General features: G+C 45.8%; 17 protein-coding genes. 9 read left to right on the top strand and 8 right to left on the bottom strand.

Annotated features, from left to right (window positions below; genetic code table 11):
• Positions 1-16 precede the first annotated feature (16 nt).
• Both nrdD and nrdG read left to right on the top strand, forming a co-directional pair.
• On the top strand, positions 17-2,320 hold the full coding sequence (gene nrdD, locus B0H50_RS03300) for an anaerobic ribonucleoside-triphosphate reductase (protein WP_199219605.1): 2,304 nt from the start codon (positions 17-19) through the stop codon (positions 2,318-2,320).
• Positions 2,320-2,868 carry an anaerobic ribonucleoside-triphosphate reductase activating protein gene (gene nrdG, locus B0H50_RS03295; protein WP_106197831.1) on the top strand — a complete coding sequence of 183 codons (549 nt, stop codon included), beginning with the start codon at positions 2,320-2,322 and terminating at the stop codon, positions 2,866-2,868. The genes nrdD and nrdG overlap by 1 nt, the downstream gene beginning before the upstream one ends.
• Here the strand turns inward: nrdG and B0H50_RS03290 are convergent.
• Genes B0H50_RS03290 through B0H50_RS03270 form a run of 5 tightly spaced genes read right to left on the bottom strand, consistent with a single transcriptional unit; the run spans position 2,786 to position 8,337 of the window.
• Positions 2,786-4,087 (bottom strand): CotH kinase family protein, encoded by a 1,302-nt coding sequence (locus tag B0H50_RS03290; RefSeq protein ID WP_106197830.1) that lies wholly within the window; start codon positions 4,085-4,087, stop codon positions 2,786-2,788. The two genes, nrdG and B0H50_RS03290, sit on opposite strands and share 83 nt — an antisense overlap.
• Before the next feature lie 3 nt (positions 4,088-4,090).
• Positions 4,091-5,203, bottom strand: a complete 1,113-nt coding sequence (locus B0H50_RS03285) for an acyltransferase family protein (protein WP_109587243.1) — start codon at positions 5,201-5,203, stop codon at positions 4,091-4,093.
• A 5-nt stretch (positions 5,204-5,208) separates the two neighbouring features.
• Positions 5,209-7,077 carry an apolipoprotein N-acyltransferase gene (gene lnt / locus B0H50_RS03280; protein ID WP_106197828.1) on the bottom strand — a complete coding sequence of 623 codons (1,869 nt, stop codon included), beginning with the start codon at positions 7,075-7,077 and terminating at the stop codon, positions 5,209-5,211.
• On the bottom strand, positions 7,074-7,760 hold the full coding sequence (gene rsmI, locus B0H50_RS03275; RefSeq protein WP_106197827.1) for a 16S rRNA (cytidine(1402)-2'-O)-methyltransferase: 687 nt from the start codon (positions 7,758-7,760) through the stop codon (positions 7,074-7,076). Before rsmI ends, lnt begins: the two co-directional genes overlap by 4 nt.
• A 37-nt stretch (positions 7,761-7,797) precedes the next feature.
• On the bottom strand, positions 7,798-8,337 hold the full coding sequence (locus B0H50_RS03270; RefSeq protein ID WP_106197826.1) for a hypothetical protein: 540 nt from the start codon (positions 8,335-8,337) through the stop codon (positions 7,798-7,800).
• Between the two features lie 384 nt (positions 8,338-8,721).
• Between B0H50_RS03270 and B0H50_RS03265 the strand changes: the two genes are divergently transcribed.
• On the top strand, positions 8,722-9,444 hold the full coding sequence (locus B0H50_RS03265) for a UDP-2,3-diacylglucosamine diphosphatase (protein ID WP_106197825.1): 723 nt from the start codon (positions 8,722-8,724) through the stop codon (positions 9,442-9,444).
• 45 nt (positions 9,445-9,489) lie between these two features.
• On the opposite strand, the gene B0H50_RS03260 is transcribed toward B0H50_RS03265, so the two are convergent.
• From B0H50_RS03260 to B0H50_RS03250, 3 genes are all read right to left on the bottom strand, one after another.
• The gene (locus tag B0H50_RS03260; protein ID WP_109587242.1) at positions 9,490-9,906 is read right to left on the bottom strand and encodes a hypothetical protein; all 417 of its coding nucleotides are present in this window, start codon (positions 9,904-9,906) and stop codon (positions 9,490-9,492) included.
• A gap of 3 nt (positions 9,907-9,909) precedes the next feature.
• On the bottom strand, positions 9,910-10,551 hold the full coding sequence (locus B0H50_RS03255; protein WP_106197823.1) for a hypothetical protein: 642 nt from the start codon (positions 10,549-10,551) through the stop codon (positions 9,910-9,912).
• A gap of 83 nt (positions 10,552-10,634) precedes the next feature.
• A complete protein-coding gene (locus B0H50_RS03250; RefSeq protein WP_109587241.1) occupies positions 10,635-11,393 on the bottom strand; it encodes an alpha/beta hydrolase in 759 nt (252 codons plus the stop codon).
• 243 nt (positions 11,394-11,636) lie between these two features.
• Between B0H50_RS03250 and B0H50_RS03245 the strand changes: the two genes are divergently transcribed.
• The 6 genes from B0H50_RS03245 (at position 11,637) to fabD (ending at position 16,740) form a co-directional block, all read left to right on the top strand.
• On the top strand, positions 11,637-12,503 hold the full coding sequence (locus tag B0H50_RS03245) for a TIGR02147 family protein (protein ID WP_106197821.1): 867 nt from the start codon (positions 11,637-11,639) through the stop codon (positions 12,501-12,503).
• Positions 12,493-13,848, top strand: coding sequence for a hypothetical protein (locus tag B0H50_RS03240; protein ID WP_106197820.1), 1,356 nt, complete (start codon positions 12,493-12,495; stop codon positions 13,846-13,848). Before B0H50_RS03245 ends, B0H50_RS03240 begins: the two co-directional genes overlap by 11 nt.
• 59 nt (positions 13,849-13,907) lie before the next feature.
• A complete protein-coding gene (locus tag B0H50_RS03235; RefSeq protein WP_233244487.1) occupies positions 13,908-14,432 on the top strand; it encodes a YceD family protein in 525 nt (174 codons plus the stop codon).
• Between the two features lie 35 nt (positions 14,433-14,467).
• Positions 14,468-14,650: a 50S ribosomal protein L32 gene (rpmF, locus tag B0H50_RS03230; RefSeq protein ID WP_106197819.1), complete on the top strand. Its 183-nt coding sequence runs from the start codon at positions 14,468-14,470 to the stop codon at positions 14,648-14,650.
• Positions 14,651-14,677: 27 nt separating this feature from the next.
• Complete coding sequence (gene plsX / locus B0H50_RS03225; RefSeq protein WP_106197818.1) at positions 14,678-15,646, top strand: phosphate acyltransferase PlsX; 969 nt, start codon at positions 14,678-14,680, stop codon at positions 15,644-15,646.
• A 170-nt stretch (positions 15,647-15,816) separates the two neighbouring features.
• Positions 15,817-16,740, top strand: coding sequence for an ACP S-malonyltransferase (gene fabD, locus B0H50_RS03220; RefSeq protein WP_109587240.1), 924 nt, complete (start codon positions 15,817-15,819; stop codon positions 16,738-16,740).

The raw sequence follows: 16,740 nt of genomic DNA, 5'->3' as shown, positions 1-16,740 counted from the left end.
AAAGGAGTATTGAGTTATGGTCTACGATGAAAGCTTAGATGGCAACATGGATGTGGAACAGCCGCAGATTTATATCATGAAGCGTTCGGGTGAACGTGTTTTGTTTGACGGCGAAAAAATTGCCAATGCAATTCGCAAGGCAAATGGAGAAGAAGGAATTCTCTCGGACAAATTAACCGAAGAACAAATCGTTTCCATTGTGAAAGGCATTGAAAAAGACGCCCGCAATGCGAGCCGCGATCTTTCGGTGGAAGAAATCCAAGATAAAGTGGAAAATTCCTTGATGGCAACGGGCCGTTTTAATGTGGCTCGCCTTTACATTACTTACCGCTACAAACACAATGAATTGCGCAAGATGAGCAATATCGACCAGAAAATTTCTGGCATTGTGGAACGCGATAACGAAGAAGTCAAGCAAGAAAATTCCAATAAAAATCCGACGGTGCTTTCGGTGCAGCGCGATTATATGGCGGGCGAATGGAGCCGCTATTATACGAGCCGTTATTTGCTCCCCGAAGATGTGGTGAATGCGCACAAAGAAGGCCTTATCCATTTCCACGATGCGGATTATTTTGCGCAGCACATGCATAACTGCTGCCTCGTCAATTTGGGCGATATGCTCGATAACGGGACTTGCATTAGCGGGACTCATATCGATTCTCCGCGCAGTTTTAATACCGCTTGCACGGTAGCGTCGCAGATTGTTGCCCAAGTGGCTTCGAGCCAATACGGTGGACAAACGATTACGATGTCGCATCTCGCACGTTACGTGGACATTAGCCGGAAGAAAATTTCGAAGCGTTTGAAAGCGGAATTTGCGGAAGCGGGCGTGGATATCGCCGACGAAAAGCTCAAAAAAATCGTCGAAGATGAAGTACGCCGCGAAGTGGAATCGGGTTGCCAAACCATTCAGTATCAGCTGATTACTTTGCAATCGACGAATGGTCAAGCGCCGTTTGTCACCGTCTTCTTGTATTTGCACGAAGTTCCGGAAGGTCAAATCCGCGACGATTTAGCGCTCATTATCGAAGTGATGCTCAAGCAGAGAATCCTCGGCGTCAAAGATAACCGCGGATATTTCATTACGCCGGCTTTCCCGAAGCTCATCTATGTTCTCCAAGACGACAATGTTTCGGAAGGCACTCCGTATTTCTATTTGACGAAACTCGCTGCCGAATGCACTGCGCAGCGTATGGTTCCGGATTACATTTCCGAAAAGATGGCGCTTTCGCTCAAGGGCGACTGCTATCCGTGTATGGGTTGCCGCTCCTTCCTCACGCCGGATCGTTTTACGGACGCGGGCAAAGGCAATTTGGGCAATGCAAAAAATTACGTCGAAGGCAAGCATAAATATTACGGTCGCTTTAACCAAGGCGTCGTCACCATCAATTTGGTCGATGCAGCATGTTCTTCGGGCGGCGATGAAAAAAAATTCTGGGAAATCATGAAGGAACGTCTCGCGCTTTGCCACAAGGCGTTGCGTTTGCGTCACGAACGTCTTCTCGGAACGCCGTCGGATGTGGCTCCGATTCTTTGGCAAGACGGCGCTTTGGCAAGACTCAAACCGGGCGAAGTGATTGACCGCTTACTTTTCGATGGTTATTCGACGATTTCCCTCGGCTACGCAGGCCTTGCCGAATGCGTTTACTATATGAAAGGCGTTTCGCACACAAGTGAAGAAGGCGAAGCATTCGGCTTAAAAGTGATGCAACTTTTGAATGATTCTTGCGCAGCGTGGAAAGCCGCAGAAAACGTGGACTATTCCGTTTACGGCACACCGCTCGAAAGCACGACGTATAAATTTGCCAAGGGCTTGCAGAAACGTTTCGGCAAAATCCCGCATGTGACCGACAAGAATTATATCACGAACAGTTATCACATTCACGTGACCGAAGAAATCGATGCATTTGACAAGCTTTCGAAAGAAGCAGAATTCCAGCGTCTTTCTCCGGGCGGTGCGATTAGCTACGTCGAAGTGCCGAATATGCAGAACAATATTCCCGCTGTTCTCGCCATCATGAAGCACATTTATAATTCAATTCTCTATGCGGAATTGAATACGAAATCGGATCTCTGCGACGTCTGCGGTTACACGGGAGAAATTCGCGTGATCAAAGATTCGACGGGAAAACTCGTTTGGGAATGCCCGAACTGCGGCAACCGTGACCAGATTAAAATGCACGTAGCGCGGAGAACTTGCGGCTACATTGGCACACAATACTGGAACCAAGGCCGCACCGCCGAAATTGCAGACCGCGTTTTGCATGTCGGCATCGGTGAAATTCCTACAGAATCCAATCCGAATTCGGTGGCGCGCTAATGAACGTCGGGCAGATTTACAAAGCGGATTGTGCGAACGGAACAGGCATTCGCATTTCGCTCTTCGTTTCGGGCTGTACAATTCATTGTAAAGGCTGCTTTAATTCGCAAACATGGGATTTCCATTTTGGCGTTCCCTACGACGAAAAAATGGAAAATTTCATTTTGCACGAACTCAGTCGCGATTTTTACGAGGGCATTACGATTCTCGGCGGCGAACCTTTTGAACCGTCGAATCAAGAAGTTCTCGTAAAATTGGTGCGTCGCATCAAAAAAGAATTGCCGACAAAAAGCATCTGGATGTTTTCGGGTTATGTTTACGACTGCGATTTAATTCCGGGCGGGAAACGTTACACCGAAAATACCGATGAAATCTTAAATACAATTGACGTCCTCGTGGACGGTCCTTTTAAAATTGAATTGCGCAATATCGGATTACGTTTTCGCGGTTCCGAAAATCAACGAATTATCGATATGAAGCAGACTCGGAAATTGGGGAAAGTAATTCTGCATCCAGCCATGCAATCCGTTTTTGAATCCAATCCGTAAGCGAATCCGCGGTGTCTTCGTAACGCTTAAAACTTTCGGCGAAGACCCAAAATTTTTCATTTAAAATCGGCCAACGTTTATATTCATTTTTTGCCGCTGGCGTTAAACGGCGAATCGTTTCTCTTGCCGAATCGGCGACGGCTTCAAATTCTCGGTGATGATCTTTCCAAAATTGACGCACGTGGGAAAAATTTTCTTCGCTGTTAAAGAGTGCCGCAAACCAGCCCGCATTTCCCGCATAATAATCTTCGGCAGAAAGTTTTTCGCCCAAAGAAAGTCCGTAAGCCAAATCGAAATCCCAAACGGGTCCGAGATGAATCGGAGAATTTTTTACCCAAGAAAGATAAATGCTTTTGTGAAAATTACCGTCGATATTTTTGGTAAATTCTTGAATTAAATAATAACGGACAAGACTTTCGAAGTCAATCCATTTGGAGAGAGAATCGGGATTTTTTGCCGCATCGCTTAAAATGAATTTTTCAAAATCGTCCAGATGATTTTTTACGTTGTCGATGTCACCCAAAGAAGGTTTCTTCGGCGATTTGATGAAAAAACGATTTCCCGCTTCGGTGTAAAATTCAGCGTGCTTTTTATCTTGATCATCTTCCGAAGATTTTTCCAAAAGAAAGGATTGATTGCTTTCGGGAATATCGACGCGATCGGGAGAAACTTTGACGCTTTCGATGAGCTGAAAAATGCCGCGGTAATTTTTATTCAAAAAAACTTCGACGAAAACAGAACGCGGAACATATTCGTCTCCGAGATTTTCGGCAAGTTGATTTGTGATATAATTGCGGACAAGACTTTTGTCCCGTTGATTCGAAAGTAAATTCCAACTTTTGTCAGCGGGCATTCCAAAGAGCGAAACTTTGTGTTCAAATTCCAAACGGTAACCGTATTTCGAAAGTTGCCAAGAAGAATTTCCGCGTCCGCGAATTTCCAAATCGAGAATAAAACTTTCGGGCGAATCTTTTCCATAAATTTGAAGTTTCGCGGGCACTTTTGTTTCGCGGTTGCGCACATCGGCTGCGTTTTCCGTTTGAATTACGAGACGCTGTAAATTGGCGTAAGGATATTCGGAATCGTCCAAAGGCAAATAAACAAAAGCGTCGTCTTCATCCGACGAAGACGGCGAATTAAAATTCCACAAGCAAGCGGTTAACAAAGTAACTGCGAGTAAGCTGCATCCGCCGAGAAAAATTTTGTGCGAACGTTTCATGGGTTAACGAATAGATAAACTTTCTCGCCAAGAAATTTTTTCTTTGGCGATGAGTCGATTCAACTTGGAACGAAAAAGCGGAATGAAAAAAATCATGCCGAGGAAAACGATGGGAAGAGAAATCCACGCCCAAAAAGGTTTATCCAATTCCGATTTAAAAACGATGCGCAGCACGAGAAGAATCCACCAATGCGTTGCGAGAATAATCATTCCGTTTCGCGAAATGTTCCGCAGAATTCCTTTGAATACGAGAATGATTTTCCAAGATGGCATACGATTTAAAATTAAAAATAACGCGAGCAGCGCAAAAATTCCCGAAAGAGAACTGAGAATAAAAACGCCGAAATTTTTTCCGAGATCATTGTTCATGATGCTAAAATTCGGATCGGGCTTTTCGAAAATAGCGTAAAAAATCGCTGCGAAGAAAAATGCCAAAAGCAGAACGAAAAGTTTTTGTTTCTCAAAACGGAGAAGAAAATTTTTGCACAAATTGCCGAGCGCAAAAAAGAAAAATGTCGTGCAAATGCGTTCAAATCCAAAGGGAAAATGCAAATGAAAACGGTTCAAGAAAAATCCGAAGCCAAGGCAAAGAAGAGCGAAAAGAAAAAGGAAAATTTTTCGTCCCGAAGTGAATTGATGAATCGCAAAAAAGAGAAGGCTAATCGCGTATAAATTAAACACAAACCAAAGCGGTCCCGAACCGATTGAAGATTTTCCGGCGATGAAAATTTTTACCAAATTCCAACCGAGATATTGGAAGGCATTTTGAATGTCGGGATAAATTCCGAGAATATTCATCTTCGGCGATAACGGGAAAAATGCATCGAATTGATACAGCACCGGATCGAGCGCTAAGAAAAAAAGAGAAAGAAGAATGTAGGGAACGAGCAAAACTTTTGTCTTGTGTTGCGCATAACTTTTCCAAGTGGAAAATCGCCGATTGCTAAAAAGCATTCCCGAAAGAAAAAAGAACGCAGACATTCGAAGCGCAGCACCGTGCAACATGCCGAGCTGAATGTGCACAAACGATTGCTCCAAATGAAAAAGGCAAACGAGCAAAAGAATGAAACCTTTGCATTCGTCAATCCAGCCGATTCTTTCGGAAATTGCTTGCACAGAAATTAAGCGTGTGCGCCTTTGCGGATTCGTAATAACGAAAAGACCGCAGCGACATAGACGAAGAAGAAAATCAAAAGTCCGTATTCTACAGCGTCGCCGATGTGCGTGTAAAGAGTATCGCAAGAACGCAGCGGAATGCGGCGAATAATAACGCGTTCCGTAAACATCTCGGTTCGCAAATCTTCGTGTCCGAATTGATCGATGAACGCAGAAATTCCTGTATTGGTGCAGCGGACAATCGGATAACTATTTTCAATTGCACGATAACGCAGTTGATTCAAATGCTGCGCCGCGGCGGTGCTTTTTCCAAACCAACCGTCGTTTGTAATGTCCACCATTAAACGCGAACCTTCGCGAATCGACCTGCGGCCTTCGGCTCCGTAAATGGTTTCGTAGCAAATGTACGGGCTCCACGAAAACGGTTCAAAAACGGGCCGCGATGTTCCGGGAATAAAATTGCTTTGTCCCACATCGACGTAATTTAAAATCGGGAAAATATCGTCGAAAGGCAATCTTTCGCTAAACGGAACGAGATGCGTTTTCACATAACGCGTGTATTCGCTTTCGTTGGGGCGAAATAAAAATCCGCTGTTGTAAAGATTATTCGGGCGCGGTTCTTTGCCGTTTCGGTCGTAATCGAGAGTGCCGATGAAAAGACTTGCTTTTGTGCGACGAATGCGTTTTTCGAGCCAGAGGCGTTCGCGCATCCGCTTTCTTAAAAAGTCGGGAATTGCGGTTTCGGGGAGAACGACCAAATCGATGTCATCCGCTTCCCAGTCAATGCTATCGCTTGTAATTTGCCAAGTTTTATAGACGACAGAATCGTAGTAAGCTTTGCTCCATTTATTCGTCTGCGGAATATTCGGTTGCACAATAGCGACCTTCGGCGCTTCTTCCGAATTTTCAATGCGGAAAGGTTCTGCTTCGGGCTTCGAAAGTCTCACCGAACCGTAAATCCAAAGAGACGCAAAAATTAAAATGGGCAACGCAAAAAGAAATTTTTTGTGCCCGCGGAAAGCGATTGCGACTGCGAGATTACTCGCGATAATGAGAGCTGTGTAACCGAAAACACCGATGAGCGAAAGCGCTTGCAAAAGCGGCAGTTGATCGCCGAGCGCATAACCCAAATGACTCCACGGAAAACTGAAATCGCCGATGCTCCGCGTCATCTCAAGCCCCGCATAAAACAGCGGAAAGAGAATCAGAAAAATCGGAAAACCTTTGCATTTTAAATCGCGCGCTTTGACGAAAACCGCTGCCGCGATGAGATTGTATAAACTGAAATACGCGATAAGCAGCACGAGCCCGAGAAGAATTAAAAAAGCGGGCCCGACATTCATCACATTATAAATCCAATAATAATTGATGATGTTATATAAAAATCCCGACCAGAATGAAGCGAAAATCGCCGTCTGTAAATTTGAACGCAAAAGGATAATGAACCACGGCACTAAAAAAACAAATGCGCCCGGTCCAAGCGGAAGCGGCGGAAACGCAAACGCATAAAATCCCCAGCCGATTGACGAAAGCGCAAGAGCTAAGCGGGATTCTTTTTCGCAAAGGCGCTTAAAATTCCATTTGACAAAATGAAAAAGCCCGAGAAGAATCAGCGGAACAAAAACGGAAATCAGTTGGATGACTCCGACGTGCGAATGCAACGTATAATCGCATGCAAGAGAAAGAAATCCAATCGCCGAAAAGGCAAGAAGAATCCGCTGAAAATTTTGACGAAATTTTTTGCGAAAGAAAAACGGAATCGCAGCGATAATCGGAAAAAGCTGCGGAATGAAAATGTAAAAACCGTTGAGAGCTGGAGCGGCGGGAACAAGCGCTGCGTTCAAAACAAATTGAACAAACAGAAAGCCGATCATAGTCCGCCTTTTCCTTGCGGATGGAACAGCAAAACGTATTCGCCTTTGGGCTCGCGATTCTTATAATGTTCCAAAAGTTTCGTCGGCGTATCCACCAAATGTTCTTCAAATTTTTTAGTGAGTTCGCGCATTAACGCAATGGGAATTTCTCCAAAGACTTGGCGAATTTCGTCTAAGAATTTGACGAGGTTGTGCGGACTCGCGTAAAAGATGAGAGTCGAATCCGCGGACTCTTTCAGCTTTTCTAAAAGATGCAAACGCTGCGCACTTTTCTTCGGCGAAAAATTTTCGAAGCGAAAACGATCCGTCGGAAGTCCGCTCGAAACGAGAGCGTTAATCATCGCACATGCGCCTGGAATACTACGAACTTCAATGCCTTCGCGGACACATTCCCGCACCAAATTGAAAGCGGGGTCTGCAATTCCCGGCGTTCCTGCATCGCTTACAATTGCAATGTCGCCTTCATTTTTCAAATATTCAACATATTTCGGCGTGACTTCTTCTTTGTTGAAATCGTGATAACTTTCCATCGGCGTGTGAATGTCGTAATGGTCCATTAACAAGCGAGAATGCCGAGTATCTTCGGCGAGCACGAGCGAAACTTCTTTCAAAGTGCGCACCGCGCGGAAGGTCATATCTTCTAAATTTCCAATGGGAGTGGCGACAACGTAAAGAGTATGCATAAAAAGAAAGTAGAAAATTGTGGGATAGCGTTACGGATTAAAATGCAAAGTAAATGGATTCATCGACGGGATTATTTTGCATTAAAATTTGTTTCAATCGAACCGCTAATTTTTCGTGAATTAAATCCGCGTGTTTTTGAATTGCTCTGCGGCGGTAAGCGCCATACCAAAAAAGTTTTGGATGTTCTTCTTCCAAAAGTTTTGCGCTTTGCACGGTGACATTTTCGCAGACAAGTTCCGCCGAAAGATTTATTACAATATCATCTTCTCGCGGCATCGCGGGCCAAAGCGGAGCGAGAATAAAAATTCCCAAGTACCACGGACTCAGATAATGTTCTTCGACATCGCCTTGAAAATGCAGCTGTAAATTGCAGCCCGCAGGAATCGCTTCTTGGAGTTTTTCTGCGTAAGCATTTTTCAATTCTTGCGGAAATAAAATGGAGTCGCCATTTTCGGTTGCGAAAAATGAAATCGGTGAATTTTCCCTTTGCGAAACTTCGCCGAGCGCCTTTTCATGATAAAGCGCAGGCGCACAAGCGACAAGCAAAAGCGAAAAAATAAAAACGAAAAATTTCACGACAACAAGTTAGAAATTAGGAATGACAAATGTAGAATTTGGCGTGGCGAAGCCGCGCAAGGGAAGTGCGAATTTTTTAGCGGTTAATTTGAAAAGTTTTCGTGCGAAGACTTCTAATTTTTGCAAAATTTGTCCGTTGGAACTCCGGCGATAACATTTTACCCGCAAAATTTGCTCATCGGAACTTCGGAGATAATATTTTGCAAATTTTTAACCTCTGGCCACTGCCCACTAACCACTGACCACTATCTAAATTCCTCATTCCTCATTACTAATTCCTCATTTTCTCTCGTCTCTAGGTTCTCCGACACTCCGAAGAAGGTAGCGACGCCCGTTTTTAGGTTCTCCGGAACGCAACTCCTAATTCCTAATTAAATTTCGTTTATGCAAAATTTTCCTGCTTACTTTATCTCCGATGCGCATTTGGGCGTGAATCCGCCGGGGGCGATTGAAAGTCGCGAAGAAACTCTGGTGCGTTTTTTAGAAGCGCTAAAAGGGAAAGCGTCGCATGTATTTTTTGTCGGCGATTTGTTTGAATTTTGGTATGAATATCGGCATTATGTAGCGCGGAAACATTTCCCGCTTTACCGTATTCTCGGCGATTTAGTGGATTCGGGCGTAAGCGTGCATTTGATCCGCGGCAATCACGATTTTGCCTTAGACGATTTCTTTCCGAAAGAACTCGGAGTTCAAGTGCATTCTTCGTTTGTCTTCGAAACGCAAGGGCATCGCATTTATTTAATGCACGGCGACGGCATTCCGAAAAGTGACCGCGGTTACCGACTCGCGCGAAAACTCATCGATGCCAAATGGGCGCGGTTCCTCTTCCGAAAAATTCATCCGGATTTGGGAATGGATATTGCGCAATTTGTCGGAAGGAACAGTCGCAAAGCGGGCGCTTCCCGAGAAATTCAAATCGAAGAATATCTCGCTGCGGCATCCAAAAAAATGCGCGAAAATCATTGCGACATTTGCGTGCACGGGCATCATCATATTCCGGGAATTTGGCAAGTGCCCGAGGGCACGGTCGTCTCCACGGGGCAATGGCTTTTCTCATTGCATTATGCGAAATTGGAAAATGGAAAAATCGAACTTTTGACGCCATAAAAAAAGCACCGCTTGCGGTGCTTTTTTCGTTTGTGATTTCAAAAATTATTTCAGGCGTTCTTCGGAGGCGTTGCGCAATTTCTTCGCTTTATTCGTTCCCCAAAGTTTATCGACAAAGTCAAAGCCGAGGAATTTTTCCGTATAATCTTCAACCCAGCACCAGTGCATTTTTTCGCCGTTATCGTTTTCGATAATCCAATGTTCGGGCGCGCTAAAACGGTAAGTGACCGGCGACGGCGTGTCCCATTCGTTTTGCGGTTCGGGAGTGTCGTCGATGACCCAGACGCGATTTGCGGTGCGCTGCCAAATGAAAATGTTGAATGCGATATTGATGGCGAGGAAAATCAAACTCCATTTGAAATTTTTCTTCGTCAAAAGAAAAATGATGAGCAGCAAAAGCAACAGCGAAAATGCGCCGAAGTTGTAGTGCACCGTGTAAAAGACTTTGAAAACGTCAATCATAAATTACCCGAGTTTAAGTGTCATTTCTTGTCCGGAAATTTGCACGCTGTAACGCACATGCGATTCGGGCAGAGAAACGCCAAAGGAATGAAATGTTCCCATCATCGAAAGGCTTGCGTGACTTTCAATGGTGCGAACGTTAACGAGTCCGCTTTCTCCAAAGATAAATTTAAATGTCTTTGTTTTGGCGTTGTAATCGGGAGTCATCGCCGAATTTTTCGCTGTATTTAATGCAGCGATGCAGCGCTTGTCGAGAATCATTGTGCCGCGCGGATCGATAGAAACCATCGGAAGTCCCGCAGAATTGCGGCAAGCGAAAACTGTCCAATCGCCCGTTTTCCGCATTCCTTTTTTTTGCAGAACGAGTTCGTTTCCGTCGAAGGTTAAAGCGATATCGCCCGAAACGACGGGAATTTCTACAGCGTTCATCGCACCGCGTAAATAGAGAAGAATTGCGCCATTGGATTCCAAAAAGCGGAATGAAGTTGTCTGTAATTTTTTCGTGGGAATAATTGCTATGCGGCTGCCGATTTTATCGATCATGACATTGGCGTACGGCTTATTTTTCAAATCAAATTTTTCGATGAGTTCTTTGGAAAAGCGGAGAAATCCGCGGATGTCCATTCTTGCTTTGATGTTTTCCATATAAAAAACCTCAAGATTATTTTAATTTTAATTTAGTAAAATCCGAGAATGCAGACAAGTTTCACCGTTAATTTGTGCGAATTTTACGGATGAATCGCAGAAATTTCCCGCTGCAAAATTTCTAACAAAGAAGCGCCTTCTCGCGGCACAACGCGGAAATTGTCGGGTTCTTTTGCGAGTAAATTTTTGACGGTTTCTTGTCTTCGCGGATCGTCGGTGATAACGGTTGCTTTTTCTGGAATATCCGTGTGAAAATTCATGCGGGCTTTTGTCCGTCCCAAAAAAGCGGGGAAGAAAATGCGGTAGCGCGAAGAAAGCGTCGCGTTAAAACTTTCTGCGGGATCGACGAGAATTGCGGCTTTTCCTAATCGGTCGGCGAAGGCATTGTAAGCAGCAATGGAACCGGTGCCGTGTCCGATGAAAATTGGATTTGCTGCGTTTGCGCAACCGATCATCGCCGAAATATCATCGGCGTAATGTTTTTCGGCGGGGCGTCCTTCGCTTCCTGCGGAACCGCGGTAATTAAAAGCGACAAAACGGAATCCGTTTAATTTTTTTGCGTGGCTGAGAAATGTCGCCGCGTCTTCGCCGCCATCGGCAAAATACAGCACCGTTTCGGGAAGGGAATCGTTTAAAATCCATCCTTGTAAAAGTGCATCGTCCGCGTGACAAATCACGGCATTTTTTTCGAGCAATTTCTCGGCAACGGTGTCGCTCTCTGCCCGCGGAAAAGCGAGCCGCCGTTCCGAAAGCAAGAGGTAAAAAACCAGACTCGCATAAACGATGGCGATAATCCCCGCAAAGCGAAGCAGCTTAAAAAGAAATTTCTTGAAAAATTGCATGAAGTAAAATTAGAAATTAGGAAGGAAAATTGAGCAAAAAAAGAATCCCGTTCTCAGAGGAAAACGGGATTCTAGGGATGGGATTGGGTGTTCACAAAAATAGACAAAAAAATGAGAGGGTGGTATAGGGTAGAGGACTAAAAGTGTTCACAAACTGTTCTTTTTGAAAAATTTCGCAATTTCTTGAAAAATTTTCGGGAAAAGTGTTCCCAAAAAAATGGGAAAATCTATCTTTAAGGAACTATGAATGTGTTCGCCTATTACAACTACCGAAAATATTTGCAGGATTATTACGAATACCGCAAATCGGTGCAGCGTTATTTTTCTTATCGTGCTTTTGCGAAGAAAGCGGGCTACACATCGAGTGGTTTTTACTTGGATTTGGTGAAAGGGCGCAAGTCGCTTACGCCGCAGATGGTGCCAAAGTTTATCCATGCGCTCGGACTTTCCGAAAAAGAAGGCCGCTATTTCAGTTTGATGGTGGACTTTACCCACGCAGAAACTCCCGAATCCAAGCAGGCAATTTTTGAACAAATGTCCGCTCTTCTTCCGCGGACGCCGAAGGCTCTTTCTCGGCAGCAAGTCGAGTATTACAAAGATTGGTATAACGTCGCCGTGCGCGAAGCGCTTTCGGTTTTGAATATTTCGGATAATTATCAAGATTTGGCGCTTTTCCTCAATCCGCGGATTACGGTGCCGCAGGCAAAGCAAGCGATAAAGCTTCTCGCCAATCTCGGACTCATCGAAAAAGAAAACGGTTTTTGGCGTTCGGTCAATAAGACGATTACGAGCGGCCGCGAAATTCCGCCGTTTATCGTCCACGACTTCCAAAAGAAAATGATGGACTTGGGAAAAGCGTCCGTGGATAATTACAGCACAGAACGTCGCAATGTTTCGTGCACGACGATGAGTGTTTCTGCGCAAGGACTAGAACGCATTATCCATAAAATTGATAGTTTTCGTAAAGAGGTTGTCGATATCGTTCGATCCGACGACCATGAATCGATGATTTACGAATTGAATGTTCAATTCTTCCCGCTTTCGAAAGAATTGGATCTTTCGGAGTCATCGGCAACTCAACCTGCACAAGGAGAATCCGATGAAACTTAATGTGAGAATTCTCGCGCTGCTCCTTGGCGTCTTCTTTTGGGCATGTTCCGAAAATCAAGTGGCAGGAACGGCGACCGATACCGAAAATACGATTGCAGGCGTTGTACATCTTTCGGACGGCTCTTCGGCAAACGGCGTTCTCGTGCGCCAAGTTGTGAGCGCACACAAAGTGTCGCCGGCAGTTTACCTCGAAACGCAGACGGATTCGCTCGGCAGTTTCGTATTTGATTCTACCTTAGCCGATACCGTGAATATGGAATTCCGTTATCGGAATAGCGATTCGACTTTATCGCAAGCTCAAATTCTCCGCGGTATTACCGCAAAAGATGCGGGCACTTTAAATGTCAAATTGGAACAAGTCGCCGTTCTGCGCGGACAATTAGAATATGCGGGCTCGGCTTCAAATCTTGCCGGATCGCATTTCTTCGCTTTCTTAGAATCGACGACATTCTTTGCCGATGTCTTTGCGCCGGATTCGTTTGCGCTCATTACTCCCGAAGGCGATTACACGTTAACAATTCTCCCGGCCGATTCTGGTGTGGTTTCGAAATTGCGCGAAAAGGGTTACAGCGATTCGACAATTTACCGCCGTTTACAAGTTTCTCTTGCCGCCGGCGATACATTAGAAGTCGGAAATCTCCGTTGGAATGCCACCCGCGAAGGATACAAAAAAGAAAAAATTCTCCGCGGAACAGTCACCTATTTGGATAAACCGCTGAAAGGGGTTGCTGTGCATGTGGTCACCGATCTTTACGGCTTTGGCGCGGACTCGTCAGCTTTTGTCACGCAAGCGGTAACCGATTCCAATGGAAATTGGCAAGTGCTCGCTCCCGCGTGGGAAGCGGTAGAAGATAGCTTCCGCGTAGAATTTAACGGAAAAGATTCTTTAGGAAAACCGCTCGCCGGCGTCTCGGAATACATTGCGAAAGCAACTCTCGAAGCGGCTTCGGATACGATTTCTGTCAAATCCATTGCATTAACAGCGGCGTCTGGTCTCAGCGGGTCGGCTTTCTTGGTTGTAAACGATCCTATTTCTGCGCGCCAAGATACGCTTTGTTGGGCTTACAGCATCCGCGTAGGAATCCGCGGAACAAGTCATTTCAAAACGGTTAGCTCTTGCGACCGCGTCGAACTTTCGGGTTTGCCTTCGGGAGTTCAAGATTTGATTTTCTATTCAGGCGATGAAATTGTCGTGCGCAATTTGCGGGCGGGTCAATTCGAATTAGAAGATTATGTGCGCGGTGTAAACGGCGTAAACCTTCCCGAAGGTGCCGTCTTAAAGCAGCAAAACTTCACTTATACCCCGCCGACATTGCCAAAAAACGGCACAAAAGCGGAAAAATGAAGCGATTTACCGCAACAATTATTGACTGAATGATTTTTTTCTAGTATATTTGCGTAGCCTTGAAAATAGAACTTTCAAAAATTGCCTCTTGCGACGGTCAGTTGCAGATGAATTTCGCGAAGGACGAATCCGACGCGAACGTTTTTGAAGAACTCCGGATCAAGGAACCGCTTCAACTGGATCTCTCGGTCGTCGCCGAAGATTCAAACAAGTGGCTTCTTACGGGAACTCTTTTCGGGGTGCAGGTTTTAGAATGCTCTCGCACGCTAGAACTGTTCGACCATTCCTTTGAAACGCCGATCAGTTTTTGGGTGGAACTTTCCCCCGGTCTTGCAGAGCAGGAAATGGACGACTCGGACGATGAAACTTTTGGTTTTAAGGTTCCGCAGGTCCAGGACCACGTGGATGTGACCGAATGCATTCGGCAACTGGTGATTCTCCAGGAGCCTCTTCATCCGGTCAAGGATGATCCGGACAAGGATTTCGTTTGGGAAATCGGCGAAAAGTCAGAAGACCCCAAAGAAGATCCTCGTTGGGAAAAATTGAAAGCGCTCAAGGACAAAATGGAACATCCGAACGGATGAACCTAGAATTTGAGCCGAACGATTAGGAGTTCAAAATGGCCGTACCAAAAAGAAAAACCTCTACTGCTCGTCGTGACAAACGCCGTACGCACTGGAAGCTCGAAGCTCCGGCGATGGCTACTTGCGATCATTGCGGTTCTGCAAAGCGTCCGCACCGCGTGTGCCCGGTTTGCGGCTACTACAATGGCGTAGAAGTCGTTCACATTCAGGAAGCCTAATTTCTCTTCTATAGGAGTTTACACACTATGATCAGCATTGCATTAGATGCTTTTGGCGGTGATTACGCTCCGGACGTTGTTGTCCAGGGTGCGATTAACGCAGTCAATAGTTCCGAAGGTAAGTTTGCAGTTGTTTTATGCGGTCCAGAGGCCGAAGTTAAAGCAAAACTCAAGCAGTTCGGTTACGAAGGCAAGCTGATTCAGGTGGTGGACGCTCCTGAACTCGTTGCGATGGACGAACATCCGACCGAAGTTCTCCGCAAAAAGCAGAAGTCCGGTTTGGTGATGTGCGTTGCCCTTCAAAAGAAAGGCCTCGTCCAAGCAAGTGTTTCCGCAGGCAACTCGGGTGCGATGATGGCATCGTGCTTGATGCTCCTCGGCCGTACGAGTGAAAACTTTGCTCGTCCGCCTATCGGTTGCATTCTCCCGACCGCAGCAGGTCAAAGCATCTTGGTGGATGCTGGTGCAAACGTAGACGAAAAGCCGGTGGTTCTCCGCGATTTTGCTCTCGCGGGTTCTGTCTTTGCCGAATGCCATTTGGGCATTCAAAATCCGAAAGTCGGACTTTTGAATATGGGCGAAGAAGAAAAGAAAGGCCCTGCAGCCGTTCAAGAAGCGCATCAGCTTTTGAAAAATGCTCCGGTGAACTTCATCGGAAACATTGAAGGTCGCGATGTCGTTCTCGGTAAAGCCGATGTGATTGTTTGCTCGGGCTTTGTCGGCAATGTCGTGCTCAAGATGTACGAAGGCTTCTACGAATTGCACAACAAAATGTTCGGAAAAATTGATTCCGAAGCGGGCAAAAAGTTTAACGAAGCATTTGATTACCGCAATGCCGGCGGTGCATTGCTTCTCGGACTCAAGGGCACGGGCATTATTGCTCATGGCCGTTCCGATGAAAAGGCTATCGAACAAGCGATTAAGGTGGCATATACATTTGCTGCTAACCAAGTCCCCGAAAAAGTGGGACAGAAGCTCGCAGGTATCGAAGCTTAATGATGAAAATTCCGTCCTTGACTGCTGCATACGCTCCGGTGCAGGGATGGAATGTAAAATTTATTGAACGAAAGTTTAGAATCTCGTCCGAATTCTCGCATTTTCGGGCGATTTTTTATTCTTCTTGGGGTATCTGTTTCGGCGAATTTTAATTTATCTTGGAGTAAACTATGTCTAAGACCATTTTTGTTTTTCCCGGTCAAGGTGCTCAGTATGTGGGCATGGGCAAGGCTCTTTCGGAATCCTTCGCTCCGGCAAAGGAACTTTTGCAGAAAGCAGATGACGTTCTCGGATTCTCGCTCTCGAAAGTGATGTTCGAAGGTACTGAAGACGAATTGAAAGTCACTGCGAATACGCAGCCGGCTTTGTTCGTTTCTTCGATGATGGTTCTCGAAGTATTAAAAGCCGAAGGCATTGCATTTGATATGGTTGCTGGACATTCTCTCGGCGAATATTCCGCAATTTGCGCTGCTGGCGGATTCTCTTTTGAAGATGGTTTGAAACTCGTCCGTATCCGCGGCACTCTGATGGCAGAAGCCGGTGTGAAAAATCCGGGCTCGATGGCTGCGGTAATCGGCGTGGACGATCAGAAAGTGCAAGAACTTTGCGACGAAGCAAAGAGCGCAGGCATTGTGGTGCCGGCAAACTATAATTGCCCTGGCCAAATCGTCGTCTCGGGCGAAGTCGCTGCGGTGAAGAAACTCGTTGAAAATTGTGCTGCTGCAGGCGTGAAGGCTGTGCCTCTCGCCGTGTCCGGTGCATTCCACAGCCCGTTAATTCAAAGTGCGCAGCCGGGACTTGCCGAAGCGATTGCCAAAACAGAATTCCACAATTTGCAAAAGCCGCTCATTGCGAATGTGACTGCAAAAGAAGTAACCGATTGCAATGAAATCAAGGATTTGCTTGTGCGTCAGTTGGTGAGTCCGGTTCGCTGGAGTCAGTCAATGCTTTACGCGCAAAAAGAACTCGGCATGACTTCGGGCGTTGAAGTGGGCGTTGGTCATGTGCTTTCGGGCTTGCAACGTAAAATTGACCGCTCGGTGAAGTTTACCGCCGTGGAATCGGTGGAAGCGGTTCAGGCTCTCAAGGCTTAA

This window comes from Hallerella porci (assembly GCF_003148885.1).
Classification (GTDB): domain Bacteria; phylum Fibrobacterota; class Fibrobacteria; order Fibrobacterales; family Fibrobacteraceae; genus Hallerella; species Hallerella porci.
This window is presented reverse-complemented; position numbering and strand designations above follow the sequence as displayed.

Bases quoted from the DNA above. Each gene is read 5' to 3' on its own strand.
- nrdD (WP_199219605.1), top strand. From the start codon at position 17: ATGGTCTACGATGAAAGCTTAGATGGCAACATGGATGTGGAACAGCCG.
- rsmI (WP_106197827.1), bottom strand. From the start codon at position 7,760: ATGCATACTCTTTACGTTGTCGCCACTCCCATTGGAAATTTAGAAGAT.
- lnt (WP_106197828.1), bottom strand. From the start codon at position 7,077: ATGATCGGCTTTCTGTTTGTTCAATTTGTTTTGAACGCAGCGCTTGTT.
- B0H50_RS03250 (WP_109587241.1), bottom strand. From the start codon at position 11,393: ATGCAATTTTTCAAGAAATTTCTTTTTAAGCTGCTTCGCTTTGCGGGG.
- B0H50_RS03290 (WP_106197830.1), bottom strand. From the start codon at position 4,087: ATGAAACGTTCGCACAAAATTTTTCTCGGCGGATGCAGCTTACTCGCA.
- B0H50_RS03260 (WP_109587242.1), bottom strand. From the start codon at position 9,906: ATGATTGACGTTTTCAAAGTCTTTTACACGGTGCACTACAACTTCGGC.
- nrdG (WP_106197831.1), top strand. From the start codon at position 2,320: ATGAACGTCGGGCAGATTTACAAAGCGGATTGTGCGAACGGAACAGGC.
- fabD (WP_109587240.1), top strand. From the start codon at position 15,817: ATGTCTAAGACCATTTTTGTTTTTCCCGGTCAAGGTGCTCAGTATGTG.
- B0H50_RS03245 (WP_106197821.1), top strand. From the start codon at position 11,637: ATGAATGTGTTCGCCTATTACAACTACCGAAAATATTTGCAGGATTAT.
- rpmF (WP_106197819.1), top strand. From the start codon at position 14,468: ATGGCCGTACCAAAAAGAAAAACCTCTACTGCTCGTCGTGACAAACGC.
- B0H50_RS03265 (WP_106197825.1), top strand. From the start codon at position 8,722: ATGCAAAATTTTCCTGCTTACTTTATCTCCGATGCGCATTTGGGCGTG.
- B0H50_RS03255 (WP_106197823.1), bottom strand. From the start codon at position 10,551: ATGGAAAACATCAAAGCAAGAATGGACATCCGCGGATTTCTCCGCTTT.
- plsX (WP_106197818.1), top strand. From the start codon at position 14,678: ATGATCAGCATTGCATTAGATGCTTTTGGCGGTGATTACGCTCCGGAC.
- B0H50_RS03240 (WP_106197820.1), top strand. From the start codon at position 12,493: ATGAAACTTAATGTGAGAATTCTCGCGCTGCTCCTTGGCGTCTTCTTT.